22 protein-coding genes are annotated in these 26042 nt (G+C 66.2%); 12 read left to right on the top strand and 10 right to left on the bottom strand.

What is annotated here, in order from left to right:
* Nucleotides 1-14: 14 nt before the first annotated feature.
* Genes F455_RS0114655 through F455_RS0114635 form a run of 5 tightly spaced genes read right to left on the bottom strand, consistent with a single transcriptional unit; the run spans nt 15 to nt 5806 of the window.
* The gene (locus F455_RS0114655) at nt 15-773 is read right to left on the bottom strand and encodes a LamB/YcsF family protein (RefSeq protein WP_033410289.1); all 759 of its coding nucleotides are present in this window, start codon (nt 771-773) and stop codon (nt 15-17) included.
* A gap of 11 nt (nt 774-784) precedes the next feature.
* Nucleotides 785-2560 carry a 5-oxoprolinase subunit PxpB gene (pxpB, locus tag F455_RS22630; RefSeq protein WP_018974064.1) on the bottom strand — a complete coding sequence of 592 codons (1776 nt, stop codon included), beginning with the start codon at nt 2558-2560 and terminating at the stop codon, nt 785-787.
* Nucleotides 2557-2985: an HIT domain-containing protein gene (locus tag F455_RS0114645; RefSeq protein WP_018974063.1), complete on the bottom strand. Its 429-nt coding sequence runs from the start codon at nt 2983-2985 to the stop codon at nt 2557-2559. Before F455_RS0114645 ends, pxpB begins: the two co-directional genes overlap by 4 nt.
* The gene (locus tag F455_RS0114640; RefSeq protein ID WP_018974062.1) at nt 2985-3686 is read right to left on the bottom strand and encodes a dienelactone hydrolase family protein; all 702 of its coding nucleotides are present in this window, start codon (nt 3684-3686) and stop codon (nt 2985-2987) included. Before F455_RS0114640 ends, F455_RS0114645 begins: the two co-directional genes overlap by 1 nt.
* Before the next feature lie 53 nt (nt 3687-3739).
* Nucleotides 3740-5806 (bottom strand): tetratricopeptide repeat-containing diguanylate cyclase, encoded by a 2067-nt coding sequence (locus tag F455_RS0114635; protein WP_018974061.1) that lies wholly within the window; start codon nt 5804-5806, stop codon nt 3740-3742.
* 207 nt (nt 5807-6013) lie between these two features.
* Here F455_RS0114635 and rimO point away from each other — a divergent pair, with 207 nt between their 5' ends.
* Genes rimO through F455_RS0114620 form a run of 3 tightly spaced genes read left to right on the top strand, consistent with a single transcriptional unit; the run spans nt 6014 to nt 9123 of the window.
* Nucleotides 6014-7363, top strand: coding sequence for a 30S ribosomal protein S12 methylthiotransferase RimO (gene rimO, locus F455_RS0114630; protein WP_026293404.1), 1350 nt, complete (start codon nt 6014-6016; stop codon nt 7361-7363).
* Between the two features lie 29 nt (nt 7364-7392).
* A complete protein-coding gene (locus tag F455_RS0114625; protein WP_018974059.1) occupies nt 7393-8220 on the top strand; it encodes an arylamine N-acetyltransferase family protein in 828 nt (275 codons plus the stop codon).
* A gap of 6 nt (nt 8221-8226) precedes the next feature.
* On the top strand, nt 8227-9123 hold the full coding sequence (locus F455_RS0114620; protein WP_018974058.1) for a DUF3025 domain-containing protein: 897 nt from the start codon (nt 8227-8229) through the stop codon (nt 9121-9123).
* A gap of 37 nt (nt 9124-9160) precedes the next feature.
* Here the strand turns inward: F455_RS0114620 and greB are convergent, their stop codons facing one another.
* Genes greB through F455_RS0114605 form a run of 3 tightly spaced genes read right to left on the bottom strand, consistent with a single transcriptional unit; the run spans nt 9161 to nt 12515 of the window.
* Nucleotides 9161-9682 (bottom strand): transcription elongation factor GreB, encoded by a 522-nt coding sequence (gene greB, locus F455_RS0114615; RefSeq protein WP_018974057.1) that lies wholly within the window; start codon nt 9680-9682, stop codon nt 9161-9163.
* A complete protein-coding gene (locus tag F455_RS0114610; protein WP_018974056.1) occupies nt 9679-10983 on the bottom strand; it encodes a hypothetical protein in 1305 nt (434 codons plus the stop codon). The genes greB and F455_RS0114610 overlap by 4 nt, the downstream gene beginning before the upstream one ends.
* A gap of 2 nt (nt 10984-10985) precedes the next feature.
* Nucleotides 10986-12515, bottom strand: coding sequence for a helicase HerA-like domain-containing protein (locus F455_RS0114605; protein ID WP_018974055.1), 1530 nt, complete (start codon nt 12513-12515; stop codon nt 10986-10988).
* 109 nt (nt 12516-12624) lie between these two features.
* Between F455_RS0114605 and F455_RS0114600 the strand changes: the two genes are divergently transcribed.
* The 3 genes from F455_RS0114600 to F455_RS21030 all read left to right on the top strand — a co-directional run bounded on the left by F455_RS0114600 (nt 12625) and on the right by F455_RS21030 (nt 17145).
* The gene (locus F455_RS0114600) at nt 12625-13173 is read left to right on the top strand and encodes a TlpA family protein disulfide reductase (protein WP_018974054.1); all 549 of its coding nucleotides are present in this window, start codon (nt 12625-12627) and stop codon (nt 13171-13173) included.
* 83 nt (nt 13174-13256) lie between these two features.
* A complete protein-coding gene (locus F455_RS0114595; protein ID WP_157578893.1) occupies nt 13257-14789 on the top strand; it encodes a lytic transglycosylase in 1533 nt (510 codons plus the stop codon).
* Nucleotides 14790-14997: 208 nt separating this feature from the next.
* Nucleotides 14998-17145 (top strand): alpha/beta hydrolase, encoded by a 2148-nt coding sequence (locus tag F455_RS21030; RefSeq protein WP_018974052.1) that lies wholly within the window; start codon nt 14998-15000, stop codon nt 17143-17145.
* Between the two features lie 18 nt (nt 17146-17163).
* Here the strand turns inward: F455_RS21030 and asd are convergent, their stop codons facing one another.
* Entirely contained in the window at nt 17164-18009 is an 846-nt protein-coding gene (gene asd / locus F455_RS0114585; protein WP_018974051.1) for an archaetidylserine decarboxylase, read from the bottom strand.
* Nucleotides 18010-18012: 3 nt separating this feature from the next.
* Complete coding sequence (locus F455_RS0114580; RefSeq protein ID WP_018974050.1) at nt 18013-18654, bottom strand: SCO family protein; 642 nt, start codon at nt 18652-18654, stop codon at nt 18013-18015.
* A gap of 108 nt (nt 18655-18762) precedes the next feature.
* Between F455_RS0114580 and prmB the strand changes: the two genes are divergently transcribed.
* From prmB to F455_RS22175, 6 genes are all read left to right on the top strand, one after another.
* On the top strand, nt 18763-19680 hold the full coding sequence (gene prmB / locus F455_RS0114575) for a 50S ribosomal protein L3 N(5)-glutamine methyltransferase (RefSeq protein WP_018974049.1): 918 nt from the start codon (nt 18763-18765) through the stop codon (nt 19678-19680).
* 14 nt (nt 19681-19694) lie between these two features.
* Nucleotides 19695-20171 carry a nuclear transport factor 2 family protein gene (locus F455_RS0114570; protein ID WP_018974048.1) on the top strand — a complete coding sequence of 159 codons (477 nt, stop codon included), beginning with the start codon at nt 19695-19697 and terminating at the stop codon, nt 20169-20171.
* Between the two features lie 25 nt (nt 20172-20196).
* On the top strand, nt 20197-21303 hold the full coding sequence (aroC, locus tag F455_RS0114565; RefSeq protein ID WP_018974047.1) for a chorismate synthase: 1107 nt from the start codon (nt 20197-20199) through the stop codon (nt 21301-21303).
* 4 nt (nt 21304-21307) lie between these two features.
* Nucleotides 21308-22291, top strand: a complete 984-nt coding sequence (locus F455_RS0114560) for a 2-hydroxyacid dehydrogenase (protein WP_018974046.1) — start codon at nt 21308-21310, stop codon at nt 22289-22291.
* 97 nt (nt 22292-22388) lie between these two features.
* Nucleotides 22389-23417, top strand: a complete 1029-nt coding sequence (locus F455_RS0114555) for an aspartate-semialdehyde dehydrogenase (protein ID WP_018974045.1) — start codon at nt 22389-22391, stop codon at nt 23415-23417.
* Nucleotides 23418-23588: 171 nt separating this feature from the next.
* The gene (locus F455_RS22175) at nt 23589-25979 is read left to right on the top strand and encodes a motility hub landmark protein FimV (RefSeq protein ID WP_157578890.1); all 2391 of its coding nucleotides are present in this window, start codon (nt 23589-23591) and stop codon (nt 25977-25979) included.
* The last annotated feature ends 63 nt before the right edge of the window (nt 25980-26042 follow it).

Here is a 26042-nt window from a genome sequence, read left to right as displayed (position 1 = left end):
GCGCGGAGCCGACATTACGAAGCGATGCGCCCGATGCCGACACCGGCGCTTTTCAGCGCGGCGTTCAATCGTTGCGCGAATATTGCCGCGTCTGGCCGGTCGCCGTGCACGCAGATCGTATCGGCGCGGATGTCGACGCGTTTGCCGTCGCGCGTCGACGCGTTTCCGTGCGCCGCGATCTGCACCGCCTGCGCGACCGCGGCGTCGACGTCGTGGATCACCGCGCCGTCTTCGCGCCGCGGCGTGAGCGATCCGTCGTCGCGATAGCGGCGATCGGCGAATGCCTCGTGGGCGACGACGAGACCGAGTTGCGCGCCGGCATGCGGCAGCGCGCTGCCGGCGAGGCCGAACAGCACGAGGCGCGGATCGAAGTCGTGCACCGCGTTGGCGATCGCCTCGGCCAGCTTCGGGTCCTTCGCCGCCATGTTGTACAGCGCGCCGTGCGGCTTGACGTGGTGCAGGCGCTGGCCCTGCGCGTGCACGAACGCAGCGAGCGCGCCGATCTGGTACAGCGTCGCCGCGTGTGTTTCGTTCGGTGAGATCGCCATCTCGCGCCGGCCGAAGCCTTGCAGGTCGGGCAGCGAGACATGTGCGCCGATCGCGACGCCGTGCTCGGCGGCGAGGATCACCGTGCGCTGCATCGTCATGAAGTCGCCGGCGTGGAAGCCGCAGGCGATGTTGACCGAGCTGACCCACGGCATCACGCCGGCATCGTCGCCCATCGTCCAGGCGCCGAAGGATTCGCCCATGTCGCAATTGAGATCGATGACCATGTTCGCGTTCGTCACCAAGGTCCAAGCAAGCGTGCGCGAATCCAGCTTTCGAGTTTGGCCAGCGCACGTTCGCGCTCAAGATAGCGCATTTGCGCATCGGCGAGATCGGTTTGCGCGAATCGCACGACGTCGCCGGGCCGTCGCTGCGCCAGATGCGGCAGGTCGGTCGCGATCACCTGCGCGATGCGCGGATAGCCGCCGGTCGTCGGCGCTTCGGCAGTCAGCGCGATCGGCACGCCGCCGGGCGGTAACTGCACCGTGCCGGACACGGTGCCGGCCGAGACCATTTCGATCGGCGCCGCGAGTTTCAGCGGAGCGCCTTCGAGGCGGCAGCCGACGCGGTTCGAATCGATGCCGATGCGGAATTCGGCGCCGAACAGGCTGCGTTGCGACTCGGTGTCGAGATGTTCGAAGTGCGTGCCGGCGATCGCGCGGATCGGCCGCGTCGCGCCGGCGTCGAACCACGGTGCGGGGTCGAGCGACCACGCGGTTGCGACTGCATTGCGATTCTCGGCTTTCGCGACAGCTTCGAGCACCTTCCACAATCCGCCGCACGCCGACCGCGGCATCGCGGCGCACGACAACTCGTCGCCAGCGGCCAAAGCGCGCGTGATTGGGCCCAGCGCGGCGTTGATGTCGGTGCTGCAGCTGCCGAGCACGGCTGGCAGGTTGAGGCTTCCGGCGATCGCGAGGTAGGCGCGCGCGCCGCGGCGCATGCCGCCGAGATTCAATTCGCTGCCGGCACGCAGCAGAACCGGGCGCCACAGCGGCACGCTCTCTCCGCCGCAGCGCGCGTCGATTTCCGCACCGGTGATCGCGATCAGCGTGTCCGCGTCGAAGCGCAGGCGCGGGCCGCGCAAGGTGAGTTCGAGCGCGGCGGCATCCTGCGCGTTGCCGACCAGCATGTTCGCCAGGCGCAGCGCGACGTCGTCCATTGCGCCGGCATGGCCGACGCCGATCGCGCCGCAGCCATGGCGTCCGCCATCCTGCACGCTGGTGAGCAGACTAGGCGTCAGCACGCTGATACCTGCCTGCTTGTGTTGAAGAGTGTGGCCAGGGATGGCCGCTTTTTGATTCTCGCGTTCATGCACGAACGCAGGAATACTTCGGAAGCGGACGCGCTGCCCTGGGGCAAGTAGCGCGGGCGGATCGCGCGCGGCATCGAACAATGCCAGCGGCGTGCGCCCGATGATCTGCCAGCCACCGGGCAATTCGCGCGGGTAGATACCGGTCTGCGCGCCGCCTATCGCGACCGAGCCTGCGGGCACGCGCGTGCGCGGATTGGCGCGACGTGGCGCGTGCAGCGTCGGATCGAGGCCGAGCAGATAAGGGAAGCCCGGAGCGAAGCCGAGCATCGCGACGTCGTATTCGCCGCAAACGTGGCGGGCGATGACTGCGCTTTCGTCGAGACCGGCCAGTCGGGCGACTTCGGCGAGATCGGGTCCGTGCTCACCCCCGTAGCAGACGGGAATTTCCACGACGCGTTTGCTCAGCTCCGACGGCGCCGGGACGGCGAGGTTGCCGGAAGAGAGCGCTGTCTCGAGTGCGCGCTGCGCCAATTGCTCGCCGGGCGGTTGAGCGCATTCGAGATCATTCCACCGCAGCGGATCGTAGTGCACGGTGACGCTGGCATAGGCCGGCACGATATCGGCCACGCCCGGCAATTGCGCCGCGCGCAGCGCACGTGTCACCGCATGCACGCGCGCGTTGACTGCGACATCGATGCCCGTGCCGACGCGTAGCAGCAGCGCGCAGTCGCCGAGCCATTCGATGCCGATGTCGCTCATCCGCGCGATGCGGGTTCGATCTGCGCGAGTAGTTCCGCCGTGCGCGCGGCGAGCGCAGCGGCCGAGTAGGGCACGCGCTCGCCGACGCCCCATACCGGTTTCGGCCACGCCGCATCGCCGGCATGACGCGCGACGACATGCACGTGCAGCTGCGGCACCATGTTGCCGAGCGCGGCGATGTTGAGCTTGTCCGGTTTTACCAGTGCGCGCAGCGCGCGAGAGCACAACTCGACTTCATCGAGCAGCCGGTGTTGCAACGCATGCGGCAGATCGATCCAGTCGCGCATGCCGGCGCGCATTGGCACGAGAATCAGCCAGGGAAACCGCGCATCGTCCATCAGCAGCACGCGCGAGAGTTCGAGGTCGCGGACGCAGTGCGTGTCCGCCGCGAGTTGCGGATGCAGCTCGAACACAACGGCGTTCATTACGCGCCACCCAGGTGCCGGGCGAAGAAGGCGAGCGTGCGTTCGAGCGCGAGCGTGGCGCTGGCGGCGTCGTAGCTCGACGCAGTCGCGTCGCGGTTGAAGGCATGGTCGGCGGGGTAGGTGTAGATTTCCAGTTCGCGTTGCGCGGGGGGCACGTCGGGGGCGAAATGCAGTTCGGCGCGATGGCGCACGATCGCCTCGGGCGGAATCGAATGGTCGCGCTCGCCGAAGTGGAAGATCGCCGGCGCGCGCAGCGGCTCGTGCAGGAAATTCACGTTGCGCGCGCCGTAGTAGCTGACGGCGGGCAGGCCAAGGCGCATCGCCGACAACATCGCGACCGTGCCGCCCCAACAGTAGCCGACGACGCCGATCCTGCCTGCCGATGCGATCGAGGCGGCGGCGCTGGCGACGTCCTCGATCGCGCGCTCGAACGGTGTTTGCGCGACGAGTTCGCGCGCGCGCGTCCAGCTCGCCTGATCGTATTCGAGTTCGACGCGATGCTCGATGTGTTCGAAGAATGCCGGCGCGATCGCGACGTAGCCGCGTTCGGCAAAGCGGTCGGCGACGCTGCGCATATGCGCGTTGACGCCGAAGATTTCCTGCACGACGACAAGGCCGCCCTTGGGCGCACCCTCGGGTTTGGCGACATAGGCGCTGATGCACTGCGTACGCGTCGTGCCGATCTGGATCGTTTCGCCCATGGCCGGTTTGAATCGGTGGAGATGCGACCAGCCTAAGTCCGCGCTGGACGAAGTCAAGCCTGCTGGAAGCCCTGCACCTGGTTGCGCCCGGCCTGCTTGGCCACATACAGCGCGCGGTCAGCGACGTCGATGAGCAGATCGATGGCGGTTGCATCCGGCATTGCACGCAACGTCGCGGCGCCGATGCTGATCGTCGTCGGCGGATCGATGCCGCCCATGCGCCCGGCCACGGCGGCACGCATGCGCTCGGCGATGCGCCGACTCTCGCCCTCGTCGCGGTCGGCGAAGATAGCCAGGAATTCCTCGCCGCCGAAGCGGCCGAGCAGGCCGTCGCCGGGAAGCTCTTCGCGCATGATGCGCACCGCCTCCGCAAGCAGGCGGTCGCCGGCGAGGTGGCCGTGATGGTCGTTGACGAGCTTGAAGTGGTCGAAATCGATCAACAGCAGGGTGAGATCGCGTCTCGCCACGCGACAGTCGGCAAGCAGATGACCGAGCCGGTCGAGCGCGTGCGAGCGGCTGTGCGCGCCAGTCAGCCCGTCGACGATCGAGGCCTGGTACAACGATTGCGCCTGCTGTTCGAGCAGGAGATTCGCTTCGGTCAGCGCGGCGTGCTGCCTGTCGTTCTGCTCATTGCGCGCGGCGAGGGCGAGATTGAGGCGGCGCAAACGCCACAGCAGCACGGCGAAGACGGCAACGATGACGGCGAGTGCGGCGATCGCGGCGATGCCGTAAAACCGCTCGTGGCGGCTGCGCTCGAGGCGCTCGGCCTGCAGTTCGTTGTTGCGCACGGCGAGTTCGAGCTGCTGCTCGCTCTGTTCGCGCGCCTTGCGCACCTCGATCGCTGCGAGCAGGCGCGAGGAGCGCACGCCGAGCAGTTCCTCGCGCAGGCCGGCATGGCGATGGGCGTACTCGTGGGCCGTGGCTGGATCGTGTTCGGCCTCGGCCAGGAGGTCGCGCAACCAGTAGGCCTGGGCCAGGTAGGGCCTCAACCCCGCCGCGTTGAGGCGCGGCGAGACCTCGTCGAGCAGGCGGTGGCTGCGCGCGAGATCGCCATGGGCGAGCGCGATTTCCGCCTGCGCCAACTCGCTGCGTGCGATCAGTTCGCGCTGGTCGAGTTCGCGACCGATTTCGGCTGCGGCTTCGAAATGCGGCTCGGCTTCGTCGGGCTTGCGCAGGCCGAGCAGGGCGCGGCCGACCTCGAGTTGCTCGAAGCCGATCGCGGGCCGATTGCCTAGCGCCTGGCTTATCGCAAGCGCCTCATCGGCCGAGGCGAGTGCCGCCTCGTATTCACGGTTATCGTTGAGGAAGCCTGCGTAGGCACCCCGCACCGAGGCGTAGTAGCCCGGCTGGGCGTAGCGCGTGGCTGCGTCGATGGCCTTGGCGAAATAGGCCCGGGTTGTCTGTGTGTCGCCGAGTTCGCGATAGAGCAGGGCGATGTTGCGGTAGGCCACGTCAAGGCGGTTGTCGATGCGCTCGCGGATCGCCAGCGACTGCAGGAAATAGTCAAGGCATTGAGCGAAGTCACCCTTGTCGCGCGCGATCGTGCCGAGGTTGGTCAGCGCGGTCGCTTCGCCGGCGGCGTCCTTGTTCTTGTGGCGCAGGGCCAGCGCGGCAATCTGGTGCTCGAGTGCGGCGTCGAGGTTGCCATGGCGGCGTTCAAATACCCCACGGTACTCTTCGGCAGCGGCGGTGAGCTCGTCGTTGCCGGCGCCGAGCGCGAGTTGCATCAATGCTTCGGCAAGTTCTTGCCCATGCTTGTATTCACCTTGGGCGAGCATGCTCTGGATGAGTGCGATCAGGGCGATGCCGCGCAGCCTGGCGTCGCCTGCCATTGCCGCGTCCTTGTCCAGAGATTGCCAGCGGCGGTTGGCCGGCCGATCCGCGGACAGCGCGGCGTAGGCCACGGCGAGGGTGAACTCGGCGTTGATGCGTCCGCGCAGGCCTCCGAGCTGCCAGGCTATGCGCGGCAGCGGTTGCAACACCGCATCAACTTGATCCGCGAGCCGCGCCGCCATCGTCACCGCTTGCGCCCGCGGCGGTGGTTCTGCGCACAGGACTGATGGCGCGGCGACGAAACACGCCATCGCGCCCGACAGAACGACAAGCGTGCGTAATGCCACGTCGTGTCTGGTCGAATTCGACCTAACAGTCCATTTCCACACTGAATCCATTCACCATCGTTCCACTTCGGCACAGAAGCATTTCATCCGGCGCGGAACGGGTTCTGCGCCCATTTCGGCCGCGAGTCGCCCTGCTGGTTTGCGAAAACGGCCGGGAGACTGCTCGCGTCCAGTATAATTCCGCGGTTTCGAAATATGATCAAGCACATGTCTTCAAGTACGCAAAAGGTAGGTTTCGTCAGCCTCGGCTGCCCCAAGGCGCTGGTCGATTCCGAGCGCATCCTCACCCAGTTGCGCGTGGAGGGCTACGAAATCGTGCCGAGTTACGACGCGGCCGACGTCGTCGTCGTGAATACCTGCGGCTTCATCGATGCGGCCGTTCAGGAATCGCTCGACGCGATCGGCGAGGCGCTCGAGGAGAACGGCAAGGTGATCGTCACCGGCTGCCTCGGCAAGCGCGCCGAGGTTATCCGCGAGGCGCATCCCGACGTGCTCGCGATCAGTGGTCCGCAAGACTACGCGAGCGTGATGAACGCGGTGCATGCGCAGTTGCCGCCGCGGCATGATCCGCACATCGACCTGCTGCCGGCGAAGCGCAAGCGCGGCTCCGCGAACGACGACGTCGGTGTGAAGCTGACGCCAAAGCACTACGCCTACCTGAAGATTTCCGAGGGCTGCAATCACCGTTGCACGTTCTGCATCATCCCGTCGATGCGTGGCGATCTCGTCTCGCGTCCTGTTGACGAAGTGCTGGTCGAGGCCGAGAAACTGGTCAAGAGCGGCGTGCGCGAACTGCTCGTGATCTCGCAGGATACGAGCGCCTACGGCGTCGATCTCAAGTACGTCGAGCGCGAGTGGAAAAATGGAAAAGTGCGCACGCGCATGACCGAGATGTGCGCGGCGCTCGGCGAGCTCGGCGCCTGGGTACGCCTGCACTACGTCTATCCGTATCCGCACGTCGACGAAGTGATCGAGCTGATGACGGAAGGAAAAATCCTGCCGTACCTCGACATCCCGTTCCAGCATTCGAGCCCGCGCATCCTCAAGCTGATGAAACGCCCAGCCGCGAGCGCGAAGACGCTCGAGCGCGTGCTCGCCTGGCGCAAGGCTTGCCCCGAAATCACCTTGCGCAGCACGTTCATCGTCGGCTTTCCCGGCGAGACCGATGCCGAGTTCGAGGAACTGCTCGATTTCCTCGACGCCGCGCAGCTCGATCGCGTCGGCGCGTTCGCCTATTCGCCGGTCGACGGTGCCAAGGCCAACGAACTGCCCGGCGCGGTGCCGGAAGAACTCAAGCAGGAGCGCCTCGAACGCTTCATGGAGAAACAGGCCGAAATCAGCGCCGCGCGCCTGCAGCGCAAAATCGGCACGACCGTGCGAGCGCTCGTCGACCATGTCGGCAAGGACGGCGCGGTCGCGCGCACCGCGGCCGATGCACCCGAGATCGACGGCGTGTTGCACATCGCCGACGGACACAAGCTCAAGCCCGGACAGTTCGTCGACGTGCGCGTCGATTCGGCTGATGAGCACGACCTCGGCGGTCGCCTGGCCGGTTGAGCCCCGCGCACCATTCGCAGGCAGGCCACATGCTGAACGACACCGTGCATCTCGATCTCGATGCGTATTTCCGCCGCATCGGCTATACCGGTCCGCGTGAACCGACGCTGGCGGTGCTGCGCGATATCCAGCGCATGCATCCTGCAGCGATACCGTTCGAGAATCTCAATCCGCTGACCGGCGTCGAGGTCCGCATCGACCTCGCGTCGGTGCAGCAGAAGCTCGTGCATTCGCGCCGCGGCGGCTACTGCTTCGAGCACAACACGCTGCTGCAAAACGTTCTGACAGTACTCGGCTTCCGCGTCTGCGCGCTCGCTGCGCGCGTGTTGTGGAACCAGCCCGACGACGCGGTCACGATGCGCAGCCACATGCTGCTGCGCGTAGCGGTCGACGGCGAAGACTACATCGCCGACGTCGGCTTCGGCGGGCAGACGCCGACCGCTCCGCTGCGCCTGATCGACGACATCGAGCAGGCGACGCCGCTCGAGCCGTATCGTCTGCTCCCGGCGGGCACATACCGACTGCTGCAGGCGCGGATCGAGGGCGAGTGGAAAACCTTGTACCGTTTCGATCTGGTCGAGCATTTCCCGGTCGACTTTGCGGTGTCGAACTACTACCTGTGGACGAATCCCAGTTCGCACTTCACCAGTTCGTTGAGCGCGGCGCGGTCGCGGCCGGAAGGGCGCTGGGCGCTTTCCGGCCGGCGCTTGAACGTGCATCGTCTCGATGGCGACGGCGAGCGGCGCGAGCTGGAAAGCGTGGATGAAGTCGTCGCGGTGCTGGACGAGGTGTTCGGCATCGCCGTACCCGACCGTGCCGCGTTCGATGCCGCGCTCGCGCGGTTGAGTCTGTTCTGACCTGCGATGCAGGGTGCGCTTGCCAGTCGGCTCGATGAAGCCGTCGCGGCGCCGGAGAAGATCGGCGCGCAGGCCGATCGGTGCGCGCATGTCCTGCTCCAGGCGTGGAGCGAGTATTCCGGGCTGATCGACCGTGCCGGCGCGATCACGGTCGACGAACTCGCGCGCTGCCGTGCGGACGCGGAGGTGATCGATCGCGAAGGACGCCCGGCCTTCCGCGCGCAGGACCGGGCCTTGCTCGCCGACGGCTTGCACTACGAAACCCGCATTGCGCAGCGCGGCGTGCTGGCGACGCGCGAGTGCAATGCGCACGATCTGTTCAACGCGCTGATCTGGCTGCGCCATCCGCGGCTCAAGCGCGCCTTGAACGCACGCCAGGTGGCCGACATCGAGCATGTCGGCGCCAAGCAACGCACGCGCGGCCAATGTGCGCTGACGCATTTCGACGAGGCCGGCGGAATTGTTTGGCTGGCGGATCCTTCGTTGCTTGCGCTATGGGACGCGCACGATTGGGTCGGGCTGTTCCGCGGTCGCCGTGACGCCTGGGGCGAATCGATCGCGATCAGCGTGTTCGGCCATGCATTGATCGAGCACGTCTGGAGCGGCCACGTGTTGCCGGTGGCGAAAGCGCTCGCCGTCGCGTTGACGCCGCGGCAGTTCGCCTGGTTGACGATGAGCCGCGGCGCGATCGCGCGTGGCGGATTTGCCGGCGAGGCCGTGGTCGCCGCGGCGATTGCGCAAGGCGTCCTGCTGGCCGATCCGCAGGAACTGCGGCCGCTGCCGCTCGCCGGCATTCCTGGCTGGCACGATGGCAACGAAGACGCATCGTTCTATGCCGAGACGCCGTGTTTTCGCGCGCGTCGCGAGGGACGGCGATATCCGTCGGCATTTGTGCTGAGGTAATCGAATCGGCGTAGCGGCTTGGATTCGCGCGCCGCACTCAAGCGTCCTGCGTCTTCGCCGGTGCTTCGTAGCTCACCTCGATCACGATGAAGCGCCTGACCCCCGACGGCAGCGGCGCTTCGAACTCGTCGTCGACGCGTTTCTTCAGCACGGCCCGGGCGAGCGGTGAATCGATGCTGATCCAGCCGAGCGTGGCGTCGGTTTCGTCGGGACCGACGATGCGCAGGCGCTGGGTGCGGCCGTCGTCGTCCTCGATCGCGAACCAGGCACCGAAGAAAATCGCGCCACGATCGGTGGGCTTGGCCTCGGCGACCTTGAGCTCGGGCAGACGCTTGCTCAGATAGCGTACGCGCCGGTCGATCTCGCCGAGCTGCTTCTTGCGGTAGGTGTACTCGGCGTTCTCCGAGCGGTCGCCCTCGGCCGCGGCAGCGGCGAGCGCATTGACCACCTCCGGGCGGCGCACCCGCCAGAGTTCGTCGAGTTCGGCTTTGAGGCGCGCCTGGCCTTCGGCCGTGATGATCGCCGTCGATGCGGCTTGCGGCGCACGCCAGCGGCTCATGATCGCGACGCCGTCGCCTTGGCAGCGCGCGGATCGGCCGCGCCGAGGCGATCGAGGAAATCGAGATAGCGCTGCGCTTCCGCGGCCTGCGGGTGATCCGGGAATTCGCGCGCGACGTGTTGCAGCAGCGCGCGCGCGCCGGCGTCGTCGTTCATGCGCTCGGCGAGCAGTTTCGCTGCGAGCAACAGATTGCGCACGACATCGGCGTGCGCGGGAAAGCGCAAGTGGAAGCCGTCGAGCAGCGACAGCGCGACCTGGGTTTGAGCTGTGTTCGCCGCGGCTGCGGCAAGGCGCGTGATGTCCGCGGGTTCGTCCAGCACGAAGTCGGCGTTGCATTGTTGCGATTCGCGCGCGACGTCGATGGCGAGTCGATCCTGATCGAGGTCGAGCAGCACGGGAACGAATCCGCGGCCATGTGCGGCCAACGTGGCCGTATCGCCGGCCTCGCGCAGCCGGCGGCGGTATTCGAGGTGCAAGGCGATCGACTTCGGCCGCGAGCGCAGTTCGTCGAGCAGCAGCGCCGCCGCGCCGCTCGCGTCGCCCGCTGCGGCGCGCAGTTGCGCGCTCGCGATCACCGCGTCGACGGGGTCGGTGGGCTGTGGGTCGTCGCGCAGGGTCAGGTCGCCGGCGTAGCCGAGTTCGTCGCGGCGATCGTGGATCAGCATGCCGATCAAGCGGAAGTTGGCGAGCAGCAACCAGCCGCTGGCGAAGTGCACGGCGAAGATCGCGATGAAGCGCGGCAGCACCACGCCGAGCGCAACGGCCAGCGCGACCTGTGCCGCGACCGCGAGCGCAAAAAAGACGACCAGCGCGAAGTACGCTGTGCCGAGGCGCGCGGCGATGCGCAGCCACGAGACCGGATTGAGCGCGAGCAGTGTGGCGTCCTCGACCGCGATCAGCATCATGATCGCGGGCATGGCCAGCACGACGACGGCACCGACCACATACCCCGCGCCTGGTCCGTAGAAGCGCGCCGCGCCGATCACGGCAAGCTGGCCGATCACGAGCACACCGACGCCGAACCAGCCGGCCGACTCGCCGACGAGGAAGCTCAGTTCCGGCGCCGTATCGCGCCCGTTCGCGCTCCAGCGCAGGGCCTCGAACGCGTACTTGAGGAACGCCGCCCAGGTGACGAAGTCGATGAGCATGCCAGGCAGACTCGGCAGCCAGTCGGCGACGACATGCGATGCGGCGATCGCGGCCAGCGTCGACAGCGGCCCGGGCTGGCTTGGATAGGCCAGCGCATCGGCCAGACGCTCGGTCAGGGGAGTGGCGTCTGCGTGCGGCACCGATCCGGCCATGGCTATTTCTTCAGCAGCGAACCGAGCACGCCGCGCACGAGTGCGGTGCCGAGGCGGCTGCCGCCACTGCGAATCGCGGATTTCGCCATCGTCTCGATCATGCCCTGGCGGCGACCGCTGCCGAGCAGCACGTCGCTGATCGTCTTGCCCCAGCCAGACATCGGGCCTTGCGCAGGCGCCTGCGCAGCGCCGCCATTTGCGTCGCCGGGCGCAGGCCGCGCGATCGTGGCGTCGGTGCGCTGGGTCAGGATCTCGAATGCCGATTCGCGATCGACCGCGGTGTCGTACTTGCCGCCCACGGGCGAGCGCGAACGGATCGTCGCGCGTTCGGCATCGGTGATCGTGCCGATGCGGCAGGTCGGCGGCACGATCAGTGCGCGCTCGACCGGCAGCGGCACGCCGCCTTCCTGCAGCGTCGAGACCAGTGCCTCGCCGACGCCGAGCTGGGTGATGACCTGGGTGATGTCCCCAACCGCCGGATTCGGCGCAAAGGTCTGCGCGGCCGCGTTGACCGCCTTCTGGTCGCGCGGCGTGAACGCGCGCAGCGCGTGCTGCACGCGGTTGCCGAGCTGACCGAGGATGACGTCGGGCGCGTCGTCGGGATTCTGCGAGCAGAAGTACACGCCGACGCCCTTGGAGCGGATCAGGCGCACGACCTGCTCAACGCGCTTCTGCAATGCTGGCGGACAGTCGTCGAACAGCAGGTGCGCCTCATCGAAGAAGAATACGAGCTTGGGCACATCGAGATCGCCGACTTCGGGCAGCTTCTCGAACAACTCGGACAAGAGCCAGAGCAGGAAGGTCGAGTACAGCATCGGTTTGAGGATCAATTGGTCCGCGGCGAGAATGTTGACCACGCCGCGGCCCGACATGTCCTGGCGCATGAAGTCGGCCAAATCCAACGCGGGCTCGCCGAAGAACACATCGCCGCCCGCGTTCTCGAGTTGCAGCAGCGAGCGCTGGATCGCCGCGATCGAGGTCGGACTGATCAGGCCGTATTTCGCAGACAGCTCCTTGGCGTTGTCCTTGTCGGCGGCATGGTTGAGCAGGGCGCGCAGGTCTTTGAGGTCGAGCAGCAGCCAGCCTTGGTCGTCGGCGGCCTTGAACACGACCTCGAGCACGCCCGACTGCACATCGTTGAGTTCGAGCAAGCGCGCGAGCAGGGTCGGGCCCATCTCGGAGACGGTCGCGCGCACGGGATGGCCGAGCTTGCCGTAGATGTCCCAGAAGATCACCGGGTTCGCGCTCGGCGTGTAGTCGGTGATGCCGAGTTTGTCGAGGCGCGGCTTGAGCTTGTCGTTGACCACGGCGGCCTGCGCCATTCCGGCGAGATCGCCTTTCACGTCGGCGAGGAACACCGGCACGCCGAGCTTGGAGAAACCTTCGGCCATCACCATCAGCGACACCGATTTGCCCGTGCCGGTCGCGCCGGCGATCATGCCGTGGCGATTGCCGTATTTCGCGTGCAGAAAAACCTCCGGCGTCCTGCTGCCTGTGAGCTGGCTTTTGCCGAGGAGAATGTCGTTTGCCATTGCCTGTCCCAAGTTGGTCCGCTACCCAAGGCGAATACTCTCACGCCACATGCGCACGCGACAGGCTTGCGGCGACGGTCCAAGGTGGTAGGATTTCGATGCAACGCAAATGGCCGATTCATCGCGCCCCGGAGAGATCGTCATGTTGCGAACCATCGCCCGGCTGGCGGCGGCGTTCCTCTTTGCTGCCAGCAGCTGTTGCCACGCCGACGCCAATGTCGGCGAGGCCGTGCCCGACGTCGTCCTTGGCGTAACCCAGGCCGGTGCTTCCGTGCGTGTGTCGGATCATGCCGGCAAGGTGGTCGTCGTGTCGTTCTGGGCGTCGTGGTGCGCTCCGTGCCGCAAGGAACTGGCAATACTCGAGGGCTTGCAACTGGAAGGAAAGGGTAACCTCCAGGTCGTCGCCGTCAACATCGAAGACCGCGAGCTGTTCAAGAAGGCCGCCGGGTTGCTTGGCGAGATGCACGTGCTCCTGGTCAACGACCGCAACGAACGCAGTCAGAAGGCCTACGACGTCAAGGCGATCCCGCACATGGTGATCATCGGCAAGGACGGGCGCATTCTCGGCATGCACAAGGGCTACGGCGAAGACGCCTTGGCCGGCATCGTCGACGAAATCAATCATGCGCTCACGCCCGCTTCGGCGAATAGCGGCTGAACGAATTCCATTTGCACTCCGCCAAGGGTTGTCGCGCCGCTGCGTGCTGTGTAACGTGTGCGTTTATTCGTCGGATGAGCGGAATGTTCAAAATTCGTGGGTATGTTGCGGCCGTCTTGACGATCGCGCTGGCCGGTTGCGCGGGCGGCCCCGCGCAGAAGACGACGACGGCAAATGGGCAGGAGAAACCCAGTCCCGCGGTCGCCGCGTTGTACACGCGTCTGGCGGACGATGAAAAACGCTACAACACCGCGCGCGATCCGGCCACGTTCAAGAACGACGAGGCAGCGGCGACGGCGTCGTACCAGTGGGCGTGGAACGACGCGCAGGATGCGGCCCAGCAGTGTGCGAAGACGCGCGGCTGCGACACGACGAAGTTCGACACGGCGTTCGCGCGCATGTCCGGGCAGGCCGTGGCGGCGACGCCCGGCGGCGAGGAAGCAACGACACCCGAGGCGACAACCACGTCAGGCGAGGCCTCCGCCGTCGCCGCGGCCGTGCCCGAGATCGGCCGCACGGTGACTCTGCTCAAGGGACGCGAGTTGTCCGAGGTGATGACGCTCAACGGCCCTGTCAAGGTTGCGCTCGAGGAGTGGCTGACCACGCTGCGTCCCTACCTGATGGACACCTACGAGAACTACCAATACCTGCGCTACCTGATGTGGCCGGAGTACGAGAAGGCCAAGCTGCCCGAGGCGATCCTGTTCGGCATCATGGCCAAGGAGTCGGGTGGACGCGTGCACGCCTACTCGCGCTCGGGCGCGGCCGGTCTGCTGCAGTTCATGCCCGCAACCGGACAGCGTTTCGGCCTGACCTACAGCGACGGTTTCGACCAGCGCTACGATCCGCAGCTCGCCGCGCGCGCCAACGCCGCCTATCTCAACGAGCAGCTGGAGATCCTCAACAACAATCTGGAAATGGTTATCGCCGCGTACAACGGTGGCGAAGGCCGCATGCAGCGCCTGGCCAAGAACGCGCCCGACGCCAGCTTCTGGGATCCGGAAATCTTCGCCCAGTTGCCGGCCGAGACGCGCGACTACGTGCCGGTCGTGCTCGCCGCGGCGTGGCTCTACCTGCACCCGGAGAAGTACAACCTGCAATTTCCGAAGATCGACGGCCGTCCCGGCACGCTGGTGCTGCAGAAGAAGGCCTCGCTGGCCGAGCTCGCCGTATGCCTGGGTTCGGAAGGCAATCTGCACGACGGCTGGTTCCGCACGCTGCGCAATCTCAATGCCTCGGTCGATCCGCGCGAGCCGCTGCCGGCGTCGACACGCCTGCGCGTGCCGCAGCAGCTCGTCACGCTGTACGAAAAGAACTGCATGCGCGGCGTGTGGGGTTCGCTCGCGGGTGATTTGCACGAAGCGGTGCTCGCCACGCCGGCGCCGGTGATCGCGACCGCGACGCGGCGGGCGCCGCCCCCGCCGCCACCCGTGACGAAGGCGCGCAAGGGCGCGCCGACCTATGTCGTGCGCCGCGGTGAAACCCTGAGCTCGATCGCACGCAAGTTCGGTTGCGACAATGCGGGCGAACTGGCCAAGGCCAACGGGATCAAGCCGAAGGACGTCGGCAACGTGCATCCGGGCCGCGTGCTCCAGGTCGGCGTCTGCACGCGCTGACGCGCAGCACGCCGGTTTGCGATGCGTGGGCTGAAGCACGCAACAAAAACTAGGCTGTGAACATAGGCGAGCCCGGTTCTTCTCCACGCCGCGGGCGACTAGCGTGCAACGATCGCACGCGATTCCAAGCGTCATTCTCAAGACGCGGCCTGCGATAGCCGGGCGGGCAGGACGTCTCCCGCATCCAATCAGTTCGGGGAGACCAAGCATGACCGCATCCGCGTTCGTCAAAGCGTTCGGCTATTTCACCTTGGCCACGTTGCTTTCTTGTTGTACAACGGCCACGCCGGCGCGCGCTGCGCCGCCGGCGAAGCAAGGTACGCTCACGCAAGGCAGCGCCTATTCGTCGGCGCTGCAGGACAAGATCGACTACGAGATCTATCTGCCGCCCGGCTACGCGGGCGCGAGCACGCGCTATCCGAGTCTGTATCTGCTGCACGGCCGCGGCGATTCGATGACGGCGTGGACCCAGGTGAAGAGCGATCTCGATGCGCTGATCGCCGCGGGCAGCATCCCGCCGATCATCGTCGTCATGCCCGATGCACCGTGGTCCGGGCGCGGCAGTTGGTATGTCGATTCGCTGTACACCGGCAGCGACTACCCGGGACGCCCGGTCGAAACCGCGCTGACCCGCGATCTGGTCAAGGACATCGACGCGAACTACCGCACCCTCGACGGCCGCTGGGCGCGCGGCATCGGCGGCTATTCGATGGGCGGGGCCGGCGCGCTGCGCTACGTTTTCACGCACCCGGATTTGTTCGGCGCGGCGTTGGTCTTGAGCCCCGCGGTCTACCACCCCTTGCCGCCGGCGGACTCGTCGACGCGCGACTACGGTGCCTTCGGCATCGGCGCCGTTCGCTTCGACGACGCGCGCTACCAAGCGCTGAGTTACGCTGCGCTGTTGCCGCAAATCGATCCGGATTCGCCCGCGCATCTGTTCCTCGCGGTAGGTGACAAGGAATACGTGAATCCGGCGCCCGAAGATGCCACGCACGATCTCGATTTCGAAACCGCCGTTGTCTACAACAAGCTCGTGCGCATATCGGGGGTCAGCGCCGACTGGCGCGTGCTCGGCGGCGGCCACGATTGGGATGTGTGGCGGCCCGGTTTCGTCGAGGGCGTGCAGAACCTGTTCCGCTACATCGGCCCGGTCCAGCCGCAGGCGATCGATACCGCGCTGATCGGCACGGCCGGCGACGACTGGGCAGGCGGCATCGTGCCCGATGGTGCGGGCGGCGCGATCGTTGCGCTCGCCGCGGTGGGTTCGATCAACGGTGCGCCGTACGCCGGCAGTACCGACGCGGTCGTCACTCATCGCGCGGCCAACGGCCAGACCATGTGGACGACCCAATTCGGCACTGCAGCCGCGGAACGCTTGTACGGCGCGATTCGCAATGCGGACGGCTCGGTCACTGTCGCCGGCTACACCAACGGCAACCTCGATGGCGCGCATGCCTCGTCGAACAGCGCGGGCGATGCGCTGGCGGCGAAGATCGGCATTGACGGCACGCTAGAGTGGCGACGTCAGTATGGCGATCCCGCCGCGGCCGACCGTGCCTACGCGATCGCGGCCGACGGCAACGGCGGCAGTTACCTCGCCGGATACAGCAAAGGATCGGTCGACGGCACGACGGCGAACGCGGGCGACAAGGACGCGTTCCTCATGCGGATCGATCGCAACGGCAACGTGCTGTGGGCGCGCCAGTTCGGCGGTCCCGGCGAGGACAAGGCGCTCGCGGTAGCGGCGTCTGCGAACGCGGTCTATGTCGGCGGCGTCACGTCCGCGGCGATGCCGGGCGGAATCTCCGCGGGCGGCAGCGACGGCTGGATCGCCGCGTTCACGCCGGACGGCACGCGCAGCTGGCTCAAGCAGACCGGCACTGCGGGCGACGATCTGATTGCCGGCCTTGCGGTCAGTCCGAACGGCACGCTGTTCGCCGCCGGCACGCGCGGTAGCGGCAGCAACGGCGGCAAGGATGCAGTGGTCATCGCGTATTCGTCGGACGGGCGCGTGCGCTGGCAGCGCGAGATCGGCACGGCGAACGATGACGCGGGCGTCGCGATCGATGCGCCGACGGACGACAACATCGTCGTCGTCGGCCACACGTTCGGCCGCCTTGGCACGCCGGTCGGCGATCGCGACATTTTTGCCGCGACGCTCGACAAGCAGGGCAAGGTGCAGAGCCTGCGCCAGTTCGGCACGGTGCACAGCGACGGTGCCGACGCCTATGCGGAGTCGAACCTGTTCATGGCCCTCGACGGCGCCACGATCTGGACCAGCGGCGTGACTTACGGCAATACGAGCGTGATGCACAATCACGGCTCGGCCGACGTGTTCGTCTATCCGCTGCGCTGACCACGCGCCGCGCGTCGGTCAGTCGAGAGGCTGGCCGACACGCACGCTCTCGCCCGCAGCGACGACGAGTTTGGCCGCATGTGCGGGCGGCAGCAGCAGGATCACGGTCGAGCCCATGTTGAAGCGGCCCATCTCGGCGAAGCGTTCGAGGCGGATGTGCTTTTCGCGCCAGTCCGTGTGCGTGATCGTGCTCGCGTAGGGCGGGATTTCGAGGCCGCCCCATACCGTCTCGACGCTCGACACGAGCATGGCGCCGACCATGACCACCGCGAACGGGCCGTGCTCGCCGTCGAAGTGGCAGACTAGGCGCTCGTTGCGTGCAAACAGCCGCGGTACTCCCTCGACCGTAAACGGCGCGACGCTGAACAGGCGCCCCGGAATATGTACGGTCTCGCGCAGGGTGCCGGCGAGCGGCATGTGCATGCGGTGATAGTCGCGTGGCGACAGGTATACGGTGGCAAATTGTCCATTCGTATACTTTTGTGCCTCGATCTCGTCGCCGAGCAGTTCGGCGACGCTGAAATCGAAGCCCTTGGCCTGGAAGATGCGAGCGGAGCCGGCGTCGTTCGTGACGATCGCTCCGGCCTGGCTAATCTTGCCGTCGGCCGGGCAGGCAACCGCGCGCGGATCGGCCGGCGCGGTGCGCGCACCCGGCTTGAGCGCGCGTGTGAAGAACGCGTTGAAGCTCGCGTATGCGTGCGGATCCGGCTGCACGGCATCGCCCATGTCGACGGCGTAGTTTTTCACCACGCTGGCGATGAGGAAATTCTTCCACGGCGTCCACGTCCAGCGCGTCGCCCAGTAGACGATGCGCGACAGCGCGCGGTGCGGCAGAAGATATTGCAGCGCGAGGGTCGGGCGCATGCGTCAGCGCCAGCCGGCGAGTGTGGTCATGTCGTCGGCGAGGTCCTTGGCCGCGAACGGCGGCCGGAACAGGCCGACGAGCCGGCCTTGCGGATCGACGATGACGATCGAGCCGGAGTGGTCGACCTCGACGCTGCCGTCGTCCTTCTTCGTGCGCGAATAGACGATGCCGAGCGAGCGCGTGAGCTTGGTCAGCTCGGCGTCGGTGCCGGTCGCCGCGACGAAATCGGGGCTGAAGAAGCCGACGTACTTGGCGAGCGCATCGGCCGTGTCGCGATCCGGGTCGACCGAGATGAAATCGAACCGCAGCTTGTCCTGCACACCGCGCTTGCCGAGCTCGGCCCAGACCGACTTGAGTTCGGCCAATGTGGTCGGGCAGACGTCGGGGCAGGTCGTGTAGCCGAAATAGACGAAGTTCCAATGGCCGCGCCAGTCGGCGAGGGTCAGCGGCTTACCGTCCGCTTGTTGCAAGGCGAAGTCGGGAATCGCGCGTGGCTCGGGGTAGAGCAAGGCGCTCGCCAGCTTCGGCTGTGCTGGCGCGTTCGCGAAGCGCATGCCGAGCCACAGGCCGAACGCGGCGACCACGGCGGCGAGCACGATCAGTGCAGTGAGATTCGGGCGCGAGGCCGGTGCGGGTGAATTCATGCCGGCATTATAGCGTTGCCCTTCTGTATACTTGCTTCGTTATGCGCTCGTCCGTGAGTGCGAAGATCATAAAGCGGCCTTCGATGGCCGCACTTTCCAATAAAGAGCATGACAAAAGAACTTGCCACGATCATCGATTTCATCCGCTACGGCGCAAGCCGTTTCGCCGGCGCCGGGCTGACCTTCGGTCACAGTTACGACAACGCGCTCGACGAAGCGACGCATCTGGTGCTGCACACGCTGCATCTGCCGCATGACCTGTCGCCGGCCTACGGTTCGGCCAAGCTGACCGCGGTCGAGAAGAAGGCCGTGCTCAAGCTGATCGAGCGCCGCGTCAAGGAACACAAGCCGGTTGCCTACCTGACCGGCGAGGCCTGGTTCGCCGGGCTCAAGTTCAAATCCGACGAGCGCGCGCTCGTGCCGCGTTCGCCGATCGCCGAGATGATCCTCAATGGCTTTTCGCCGTGGCTCGACAACGTCGCCGTGCAGCGCGCACTCGACCTGTGCACGGGCTCGGGCTGCATCGGCATTGCGATGGCCGCGCACAATCCCGGCTGGCAGGTCGATCTCGTCGACGTCAGCGACAAGGCACTGTCGCTGGCGAAGGAGAACATCGAATTCCAGAACGTCGAGGGTCGCGTGCGCGCGATCAAGTCCGACCTGTTCGCCAAGCTCAAGGGCGAGATCTACGACCTGATCGTCAGCAACCCGCCTTACGTCACCGATCAGGAATTCGCCGCGCTGCCGCCCGAATACGACCATGAGCCGAAGCTAGGTTTGGTCGCCGGTGCGGACGGACTCGATTTCGCGCTGCGCATCCTCGACGAGGCGCCGGCGCATCTGTCGAAGGGCGGCATGCTGATCGTCGAGGTCGGCGAATCCGAGCGCGCTCTGGTCGAACTGTTGCCGAAGCTGCCGCTCAACTGGATCGAGTTCGAAGTCGGCCAGATGGGCGTGTTCGCTATCGCACGCGAGGACATCGTCGCGCATGCGAAGTCGATCAAGGCGGTGTTGAAGAAACGATAGAGCGAGGCGACCGAGTGAACTCCGAAAATCCACGTCCGCCGTTTCCGCCGTTCGATGTCGAGTCGGCGGCAACAAAAGTGCGCTTGGCCGAAGATGCGTGGAATACGCGGGATCCGCAACGCGTCGCTCTCGCTTACACGCCCGACAGCACATGGCGCAATCGCGCGGAGTTTCTCGTCGGCAGGGAAGCGATCGTCCAATTCCTGACACGCAAGTGGAACAGGGAATTGGACTATCGACTCATCAAGGAGCTGTGGGCGTTCCACGCCAACCGCATTGCCGTGCGTTTCGCCTACGAATGGCACGACGATTCCGGTAGCTGGTTCCGTTCGTACGGCAACGAAAACTGGGAATTCGACGAACATGGATTCATGCGTCGGCGAATCGCCAGCATCAACGACCTGCCGATCACCGAGCAGGAGCGCAAATATCATTGGCCCCTGGGCCGGCGGCCCGACGACCATCCCGGTCTGTCGACGCTGGGCTTGTGAAGCCGCGTAAGGAAATCCAACGGACGTGTCGAGCAATTCTTTCGGAAAACTTCTTACCGTCACAACCTTCGGCGAAAGCCACGGTCCCGCGATCGGTTGCGTGGTCGACGGCTGTCCGCCCGGTTTGGAAATCGCGGCGGAGGAATTTCGTCAAGACCTAGACCGTCGCGCGACGGGCAAGACGCGGCATACCTCGCAGCGGCGCGAGGCCGACGAGGTCGAGATTCTTTCCGGCGTCTACGAAGGCAAGACCACGGGCACGCCGATCGCACTGCTGATTCGCAACACCGATGCGCGTTCCAAGGATTACGCCGAAGTCGCGCAGACGTTTCGCCCCGCGCACGCCGATTACACCTACTGGCAGAAATACGGCATCCGCGATCCGCGCGGCGGCGGGCGCTCGTCCGCGCGCGAGACGACCATGCGCGTCGCCGCGGGAGTGATCGCGAAGAAGTGGCTCAGGTTGCGTTTCGGCGTTGTCGTGCGCGGCTATCTGTCGCAGATCGGCGCGGTGACGCCGAAGTCGTTCGACTGGACTGCGGTCGAGGAAAACCCGTTCTTCTGGCCGGACGCTTCGGCGGTGGCGGAACTTGAAAAATACATGGACGCACTGCGCAAGTCCGGCGATTCGGTCGGCGCGCGCGTCACCGTCGTCGCCGACGGCGTGCCGCCGGGCTGGGGCGAGCCGATCTACGGCAAGCTCGATCAGGACATCGCTTCGGCGCTGATGTCGATCAACGCAGTCAAGGGCGTCGAGATCGGCGACGGCTTCGCCGCAGTCGCCCAGCGCGGCAGCGAGCATCGCGACGAGATCACGCCGCAGGGTTTTCTGTCGAATCACGCCGGCGGCATCCTTGGCGGTATTTCTTCCGGTCAGCAAATCATCGCTTCGATGGCGCTGAAGCCGACGTCGAGCATCCTGATTCCGGGGCACAGCGTGAACCTGCAGGGCGAGCCGATCGAAATGCGCACGAAAGGTCGCCACGATCCCTGTGTCGGCATCCGCGCAACCCCGATCGGCGAGGCGATGGTCGCACTCGTGCTGATGGATCATGCGCTGCGGCATCGCGCGCAGTGCGGCGACGTGGGCGAGATCAAGCCGCGCATTCCGGGCGCGGTCGAAGAGAAGTAGTCCGATGAGCACGCAAGTGCCGCGTCCTCGGGTCTGGGTCTCGCGCCCGCTGTTCGAGGATATCCTCGATCGCTTGCGCGAGTATTTCGATGTCGAAGTCGAGGAGGATGACCATGGTTGGACGCGCGAGCAGATGCTACAAAAGCTGCGCGACAAGACCGGCGCAATCCTCGGCGTTGCCGATCCGGTCGACGCGAGCCTGATCGCGCAGACGCCGCTACTGCGCGCGATCGCGAACCGTGGCGTCGGTTACAACAATCTCGATATCGCCGCGCTGAAGAAGGCCGGCATCATTGCGACCAACACGCCCGGCGTGCTCGACGAGACCACGGCGGATTTCGCCTGGGCGCTGATGATGGCAACCGCGCGCCGTGTGACCGAGGCCGAGCGCTGGCTGCGCGCGGGAAACTGGAAGGGCATGTCGTTCCACATCATGCTCGGCGGCGATGTATACGGCAAAACGCTGGGCATCTTCGGCATGGGCCGCATCGGCCAGGCGATCGCGCGGCGCGCGAGCGGCTTCCGCATGCCGGTGATCTACCACAACCGTTCGCGCGTCGCGGCCGAAATCGAAGCAGATTGCAAGGCGCGTTACGTCGATCGCGACGGCTTGTTGGGCGAAGCCGACTTCGTCGTATTGACCGTGCCGCTGAGCGCCGAAACGCGCCACATGATCGGTGCGGCCGAGTTGGAGGCGATGAAGCGCGATGCCTACCTGATCAACATCGCGCGCGGCGGCGTGGTCGACGATGCAGCGCTGATCGTGGCGCTGCGCGAAAAGCGCATCGCCGGCGCCGGGCTCGACGTGTTCGAGCGCGAGCCCGAGGTGCCGGACGAAATGCTCGCGCTCGACAACGTCGTGCTGACGCCGCATATCGGCAGCGCCAGCCTGGCGACGCGGCGCGCGATGGCATCGCTGGCCGTCGACAACCTGATCGCCGCGCTCGGCCATGGCCCGAACGCGGGGCGGCCGCCAAACGCGATTTAGCCGTCCAGACGGCTGTTTGCGTCGACGCGCTCGCGTGCTATGCTGCTTCGCAACATAAGAAAGACCCACTCCCCCGAAGCCTCGAGTTGAAGTAAAGATGAGCAAGAAAGAGAAGTATAAGGTTGCGATGGTTGGCGCCACTGGCGCCGTCGGCGAAGCGCTGTTGAGCATTCTTGCTGCGCGCAAATTCCCGATTTCTGAACTCGTGCCGCTGGCGAGCGAGCGCAGCGCGGGCGGCCAGGTCGATTTCGGCAACAAATCGATCACCGTGCAGAACCTCGCCGACTTTGATTTCACAGGCGTCGACATCGCCTTCTTCTCGGCCGGCGGCAGCGTGTCGAAAGTGCACGCGCCGCGCGCGGCGGCTGCCGGCGCGGTCGTGATCGACAACACCTCAGAATTTCGCTACCAGGACGATATCCCGCTCGTCGTCAGCGAAGTGAATCCGCACGCGATCGCGGGCTATACGAAGCACGGCATCATCGCCAATCCGAACTGTTCGACAATGCAGATGCTCGTCGCGCTCGCGCCGATCCATCGCAAGTACGGCATCACTCGCATCAACGTGGCCACGTACCAGTCCGTCTCGGGCGCGGGTCGCTCGGGCGCGGAGGAACTCGCCCAGCAGACCGCGGCGCTGCTCAACTTCCAGGAATATCCGCCGTCGAAATTCAGCAAGCAGATCGCGTTCAACGTGATCCCGCACATCGACGAGTTCCAGGCCAACGGCTATACCAAGGAAGAGATGAAGATGGTCTGGGAGACGCAGAAGATTCTCGAAGACAAGTCCATCCTCGTAAACCCGACTGCGGTGCGCGTGCCGGTGTTCTACGGTCATTCCGAGGCCGTGCACATCGAAACGCGCGACAAGGTCACGGCCGAGCAGGCACGCGCATTGCTCGAGACCGCGCCCGGCGTGAAAGTGATCGATGAGCGCAGGGCCGGCGGCTATCCGACCCCGGTCGGCGACGCCGCGGGCAAGGACGAGACCTTCGTCGGCCGCATCCGCGAGGACGTTTCCCACCCGCACGGCCTTAATCTGTGGATCGTCTCCGACAATATCCGCAAGGGTGCGGCACTCAACGCCGTGCAGGTCGGCGAGCTGCTGATCGCCTCCTATCTTTGACCGGGTAGGCATTTCGGGACCGCTTGGGCGGTCCCGAGCTCTTGCGAAAAACGCAATGGCGTTTCATAGTTATGCCCCTTAGATGATGTGCATTCTAAGATGTGCACGTCCGGGAGTTGCCCCGGAATTGCAAAGTTGCGCCTGACAACGTTAGATCTTTGGGGAAAAAGCATGAAAGGGCCTATCAAATCCGCGCTCTCGGTTGCCTTGGCGCTGGCCGCAAGCCAGGCATTTGCGCTGGGACTGGGGCCGATCCAGATCAAGTCCGGGCTCAACCAGCCGTTGCTCGCCGAGATACCGATCGTCGCCGATTCGGCGGCCGAGGCCGAGGATCTGCGCGTCGACCTGGCTTCGGCCGAGGACTTCGTGCGCGTCGGCCTGAACCGCGCGCGCGTCACCGTGCCGATCGAATTCAGCGTCGCCAATAACGGCCGCGGGCAGCGCGTGATCCGCCTGACGACCAAGGAAGCCGTGCGCGAGCCGTTCCTCGATTTCCTCATCGAGGCGAATTGGGGCAAGGGCAAGCTGCTGCGTGAATATACGGTCCTGCTCGATCCGCCGGTGACCGCTCCGGCCGTGCTCGCGACGGCGCCGAAACCGGCCGAGAAACCGAAGCCCGTCGAAGCCGCGCCGCGTGCCCCGGTCAGCCAGCCGCGTGTGGAAGCGCCGAAGCCCGTGGCGCAGGCGGCCCCGGCTCCCGCCCCGCGTCCCGCACCTGCGGCATCCCCCGCTCCAGCTGCGCCGATTGCGGCGCACAAGGGCGAGTACACGGTCCAGCGCGGCGATACGCTGTCGCAGATCGCGCACGAAGTCGGCGACGACCCGCGCGACCTGAACCGCACGCTGTTGGCGCTGTACAAGGCCAACCCCGAAGCGTTCTACCGCGAAAACATGAACGCGCTGAAGACCGGCGCCGTATTGCGCATTCCCAGCGCCGACGAGGTACGCGCGGCCGGATCGCTGAACGAAGCGGCGGCGGCAGTGCGTGCGCAGCAGCAGTCCTGGCAGGAAAGCGTTGCGCCGACCCTCGTCGCCAACACCGGCGCCGCAGCCTCGGCGGACAAGCAAGCCGCTGCACCCGTGGCTGAGCAGAAACATGGTTCCGAGCGCCTCGCTCTGGTGCCACCCTCGAGCGGTACCGGCAACGAAGCCGGTGCGAGCAAGGGCGGATCGGCTGCCGGCAGCAAGGACGCGGCAGCCCTGCGCTCCGATCTCGCGCGCACCAAGGAGGCCTTGACCAGCCGTGAGCAGGAAACTGGCGAGCTCAAGTCGCGCGTCTCCCAGCTCGAGGAGATCAACAACAAGAGCCAGCGCCTGATTTCGCTCAAGGATTCCGAAATCGCCGAGCTGCAGAACAAGCTCAAACAACTTGAAGCGGGCAAGGCCGGCGCCAAGCCGACCGATACCAGCGCAGCCGCGACCAAGCCCGCCGCGCCTGCACCTGAGCCCGCCGCTACCGCGGCGACACCATCTGCAGCGCCGGCCGCCACACCAGTCGCGGCGCCTGCGCCGTCGGCCACCGCGCCGACGACCGCGGCCACGCCGCCTCCGCCGGCGGCCGCTGCGCCCGCTCAGGCCGCGACGCAAGCACCTGCCGCACCGGCAGCCGCCGCCTCGACGTCACCGTCTGCGGCACCAAAGCCTGTCACTGCGACTGCCACCAAGCCCGCTGCTCCTGCGACGGGCAAGCCGTGGTACGCCGACTATGTCGACAATCCTTACGTGCTGTACGGCGGCACCGGCGGCATCCTCCTGCTGATCGCGGGCTGGCTCATGACGCGCGCATCGGGTGGCAAGAAGCCCAATCCACGGCCGTTGGCTGCCGGCGCCGCCGCTGCAGCGGAAGCTGCCGATGCCGATCCGCATGCAGCGCTGGAGCAAGAGGTCGAGAGTTACTACGACGGCGCCCCGGGAACCGACGCCGCGCAGCCGAGCCGGGCCGGACTGGATGGTGGTGAAGAGGACGAGATGGAGCAGCTGCGCAGCCATTTCGACCACGGCGACAGCGAACGCTTCGTTGCCCTTGCGCATACGCTGCGCGAGAAATTCCCGGAGGACTCGGCCGAGTGGCGCGAAGCCTCCGAGCTCGGTCGGCAGTTGCTGCCGGGCAGCCCGCTGTTCGCCGCATCGGGGTCGCATGACGGCCACGATCCGGACGATTTCTTCTTCCGCGACGAGGCGGCGCATGCCGGTGAGAAGGCGGCGGAGAACGAGCACGACGCGCATATCCAGGCGATGCTCGATCACGACGAACCGCTCGCCTTCGAGTCGCGCGACATGGTCGCCAGCGACCCGCACGACCTGCCTGACCTCGAGTTCGAACAGACATTCCACAAGGAGGTCGAAGCCGTGACGCAACCGCCGATCGAGGAGGCTCAAGCCGGTGCCGAGCGGGCGCCGTTCCTCGACGAGGACACGATTGGCACGCGTCTGGATCTCGCCCGCGCCTATCTCGATATGGGCGATCCCGAGGGCGCGCGTTCGATGCTCGACGAAGTGCTTGCAGAGGGCAATGCGGTGCAGAAGGAAGAAGCGCGCAAGCTGCTCTCCGAACTGAGCTGACCTCAGGGCTACCCGCCGGCGCCCACGCCGGCAGCGGAAAGCGCGCTGCTACAATCAGCGCGC

This window comes from Rudaea cellulosilytica DSM 22992, assembly GCF_000378125.1.
Taxonomy (GTDB): Bacteria; Pseudomonadota; Gammaproteobacteria; order Xanthomonadales; family Rhodanobacteraceae; genus Rudaea; species Rudaea cellulosilytica.
Note: the sequence above shows the minus strand (reverse complement) of the source record. Positions and strands in the feature narration are given on the sequence as shown.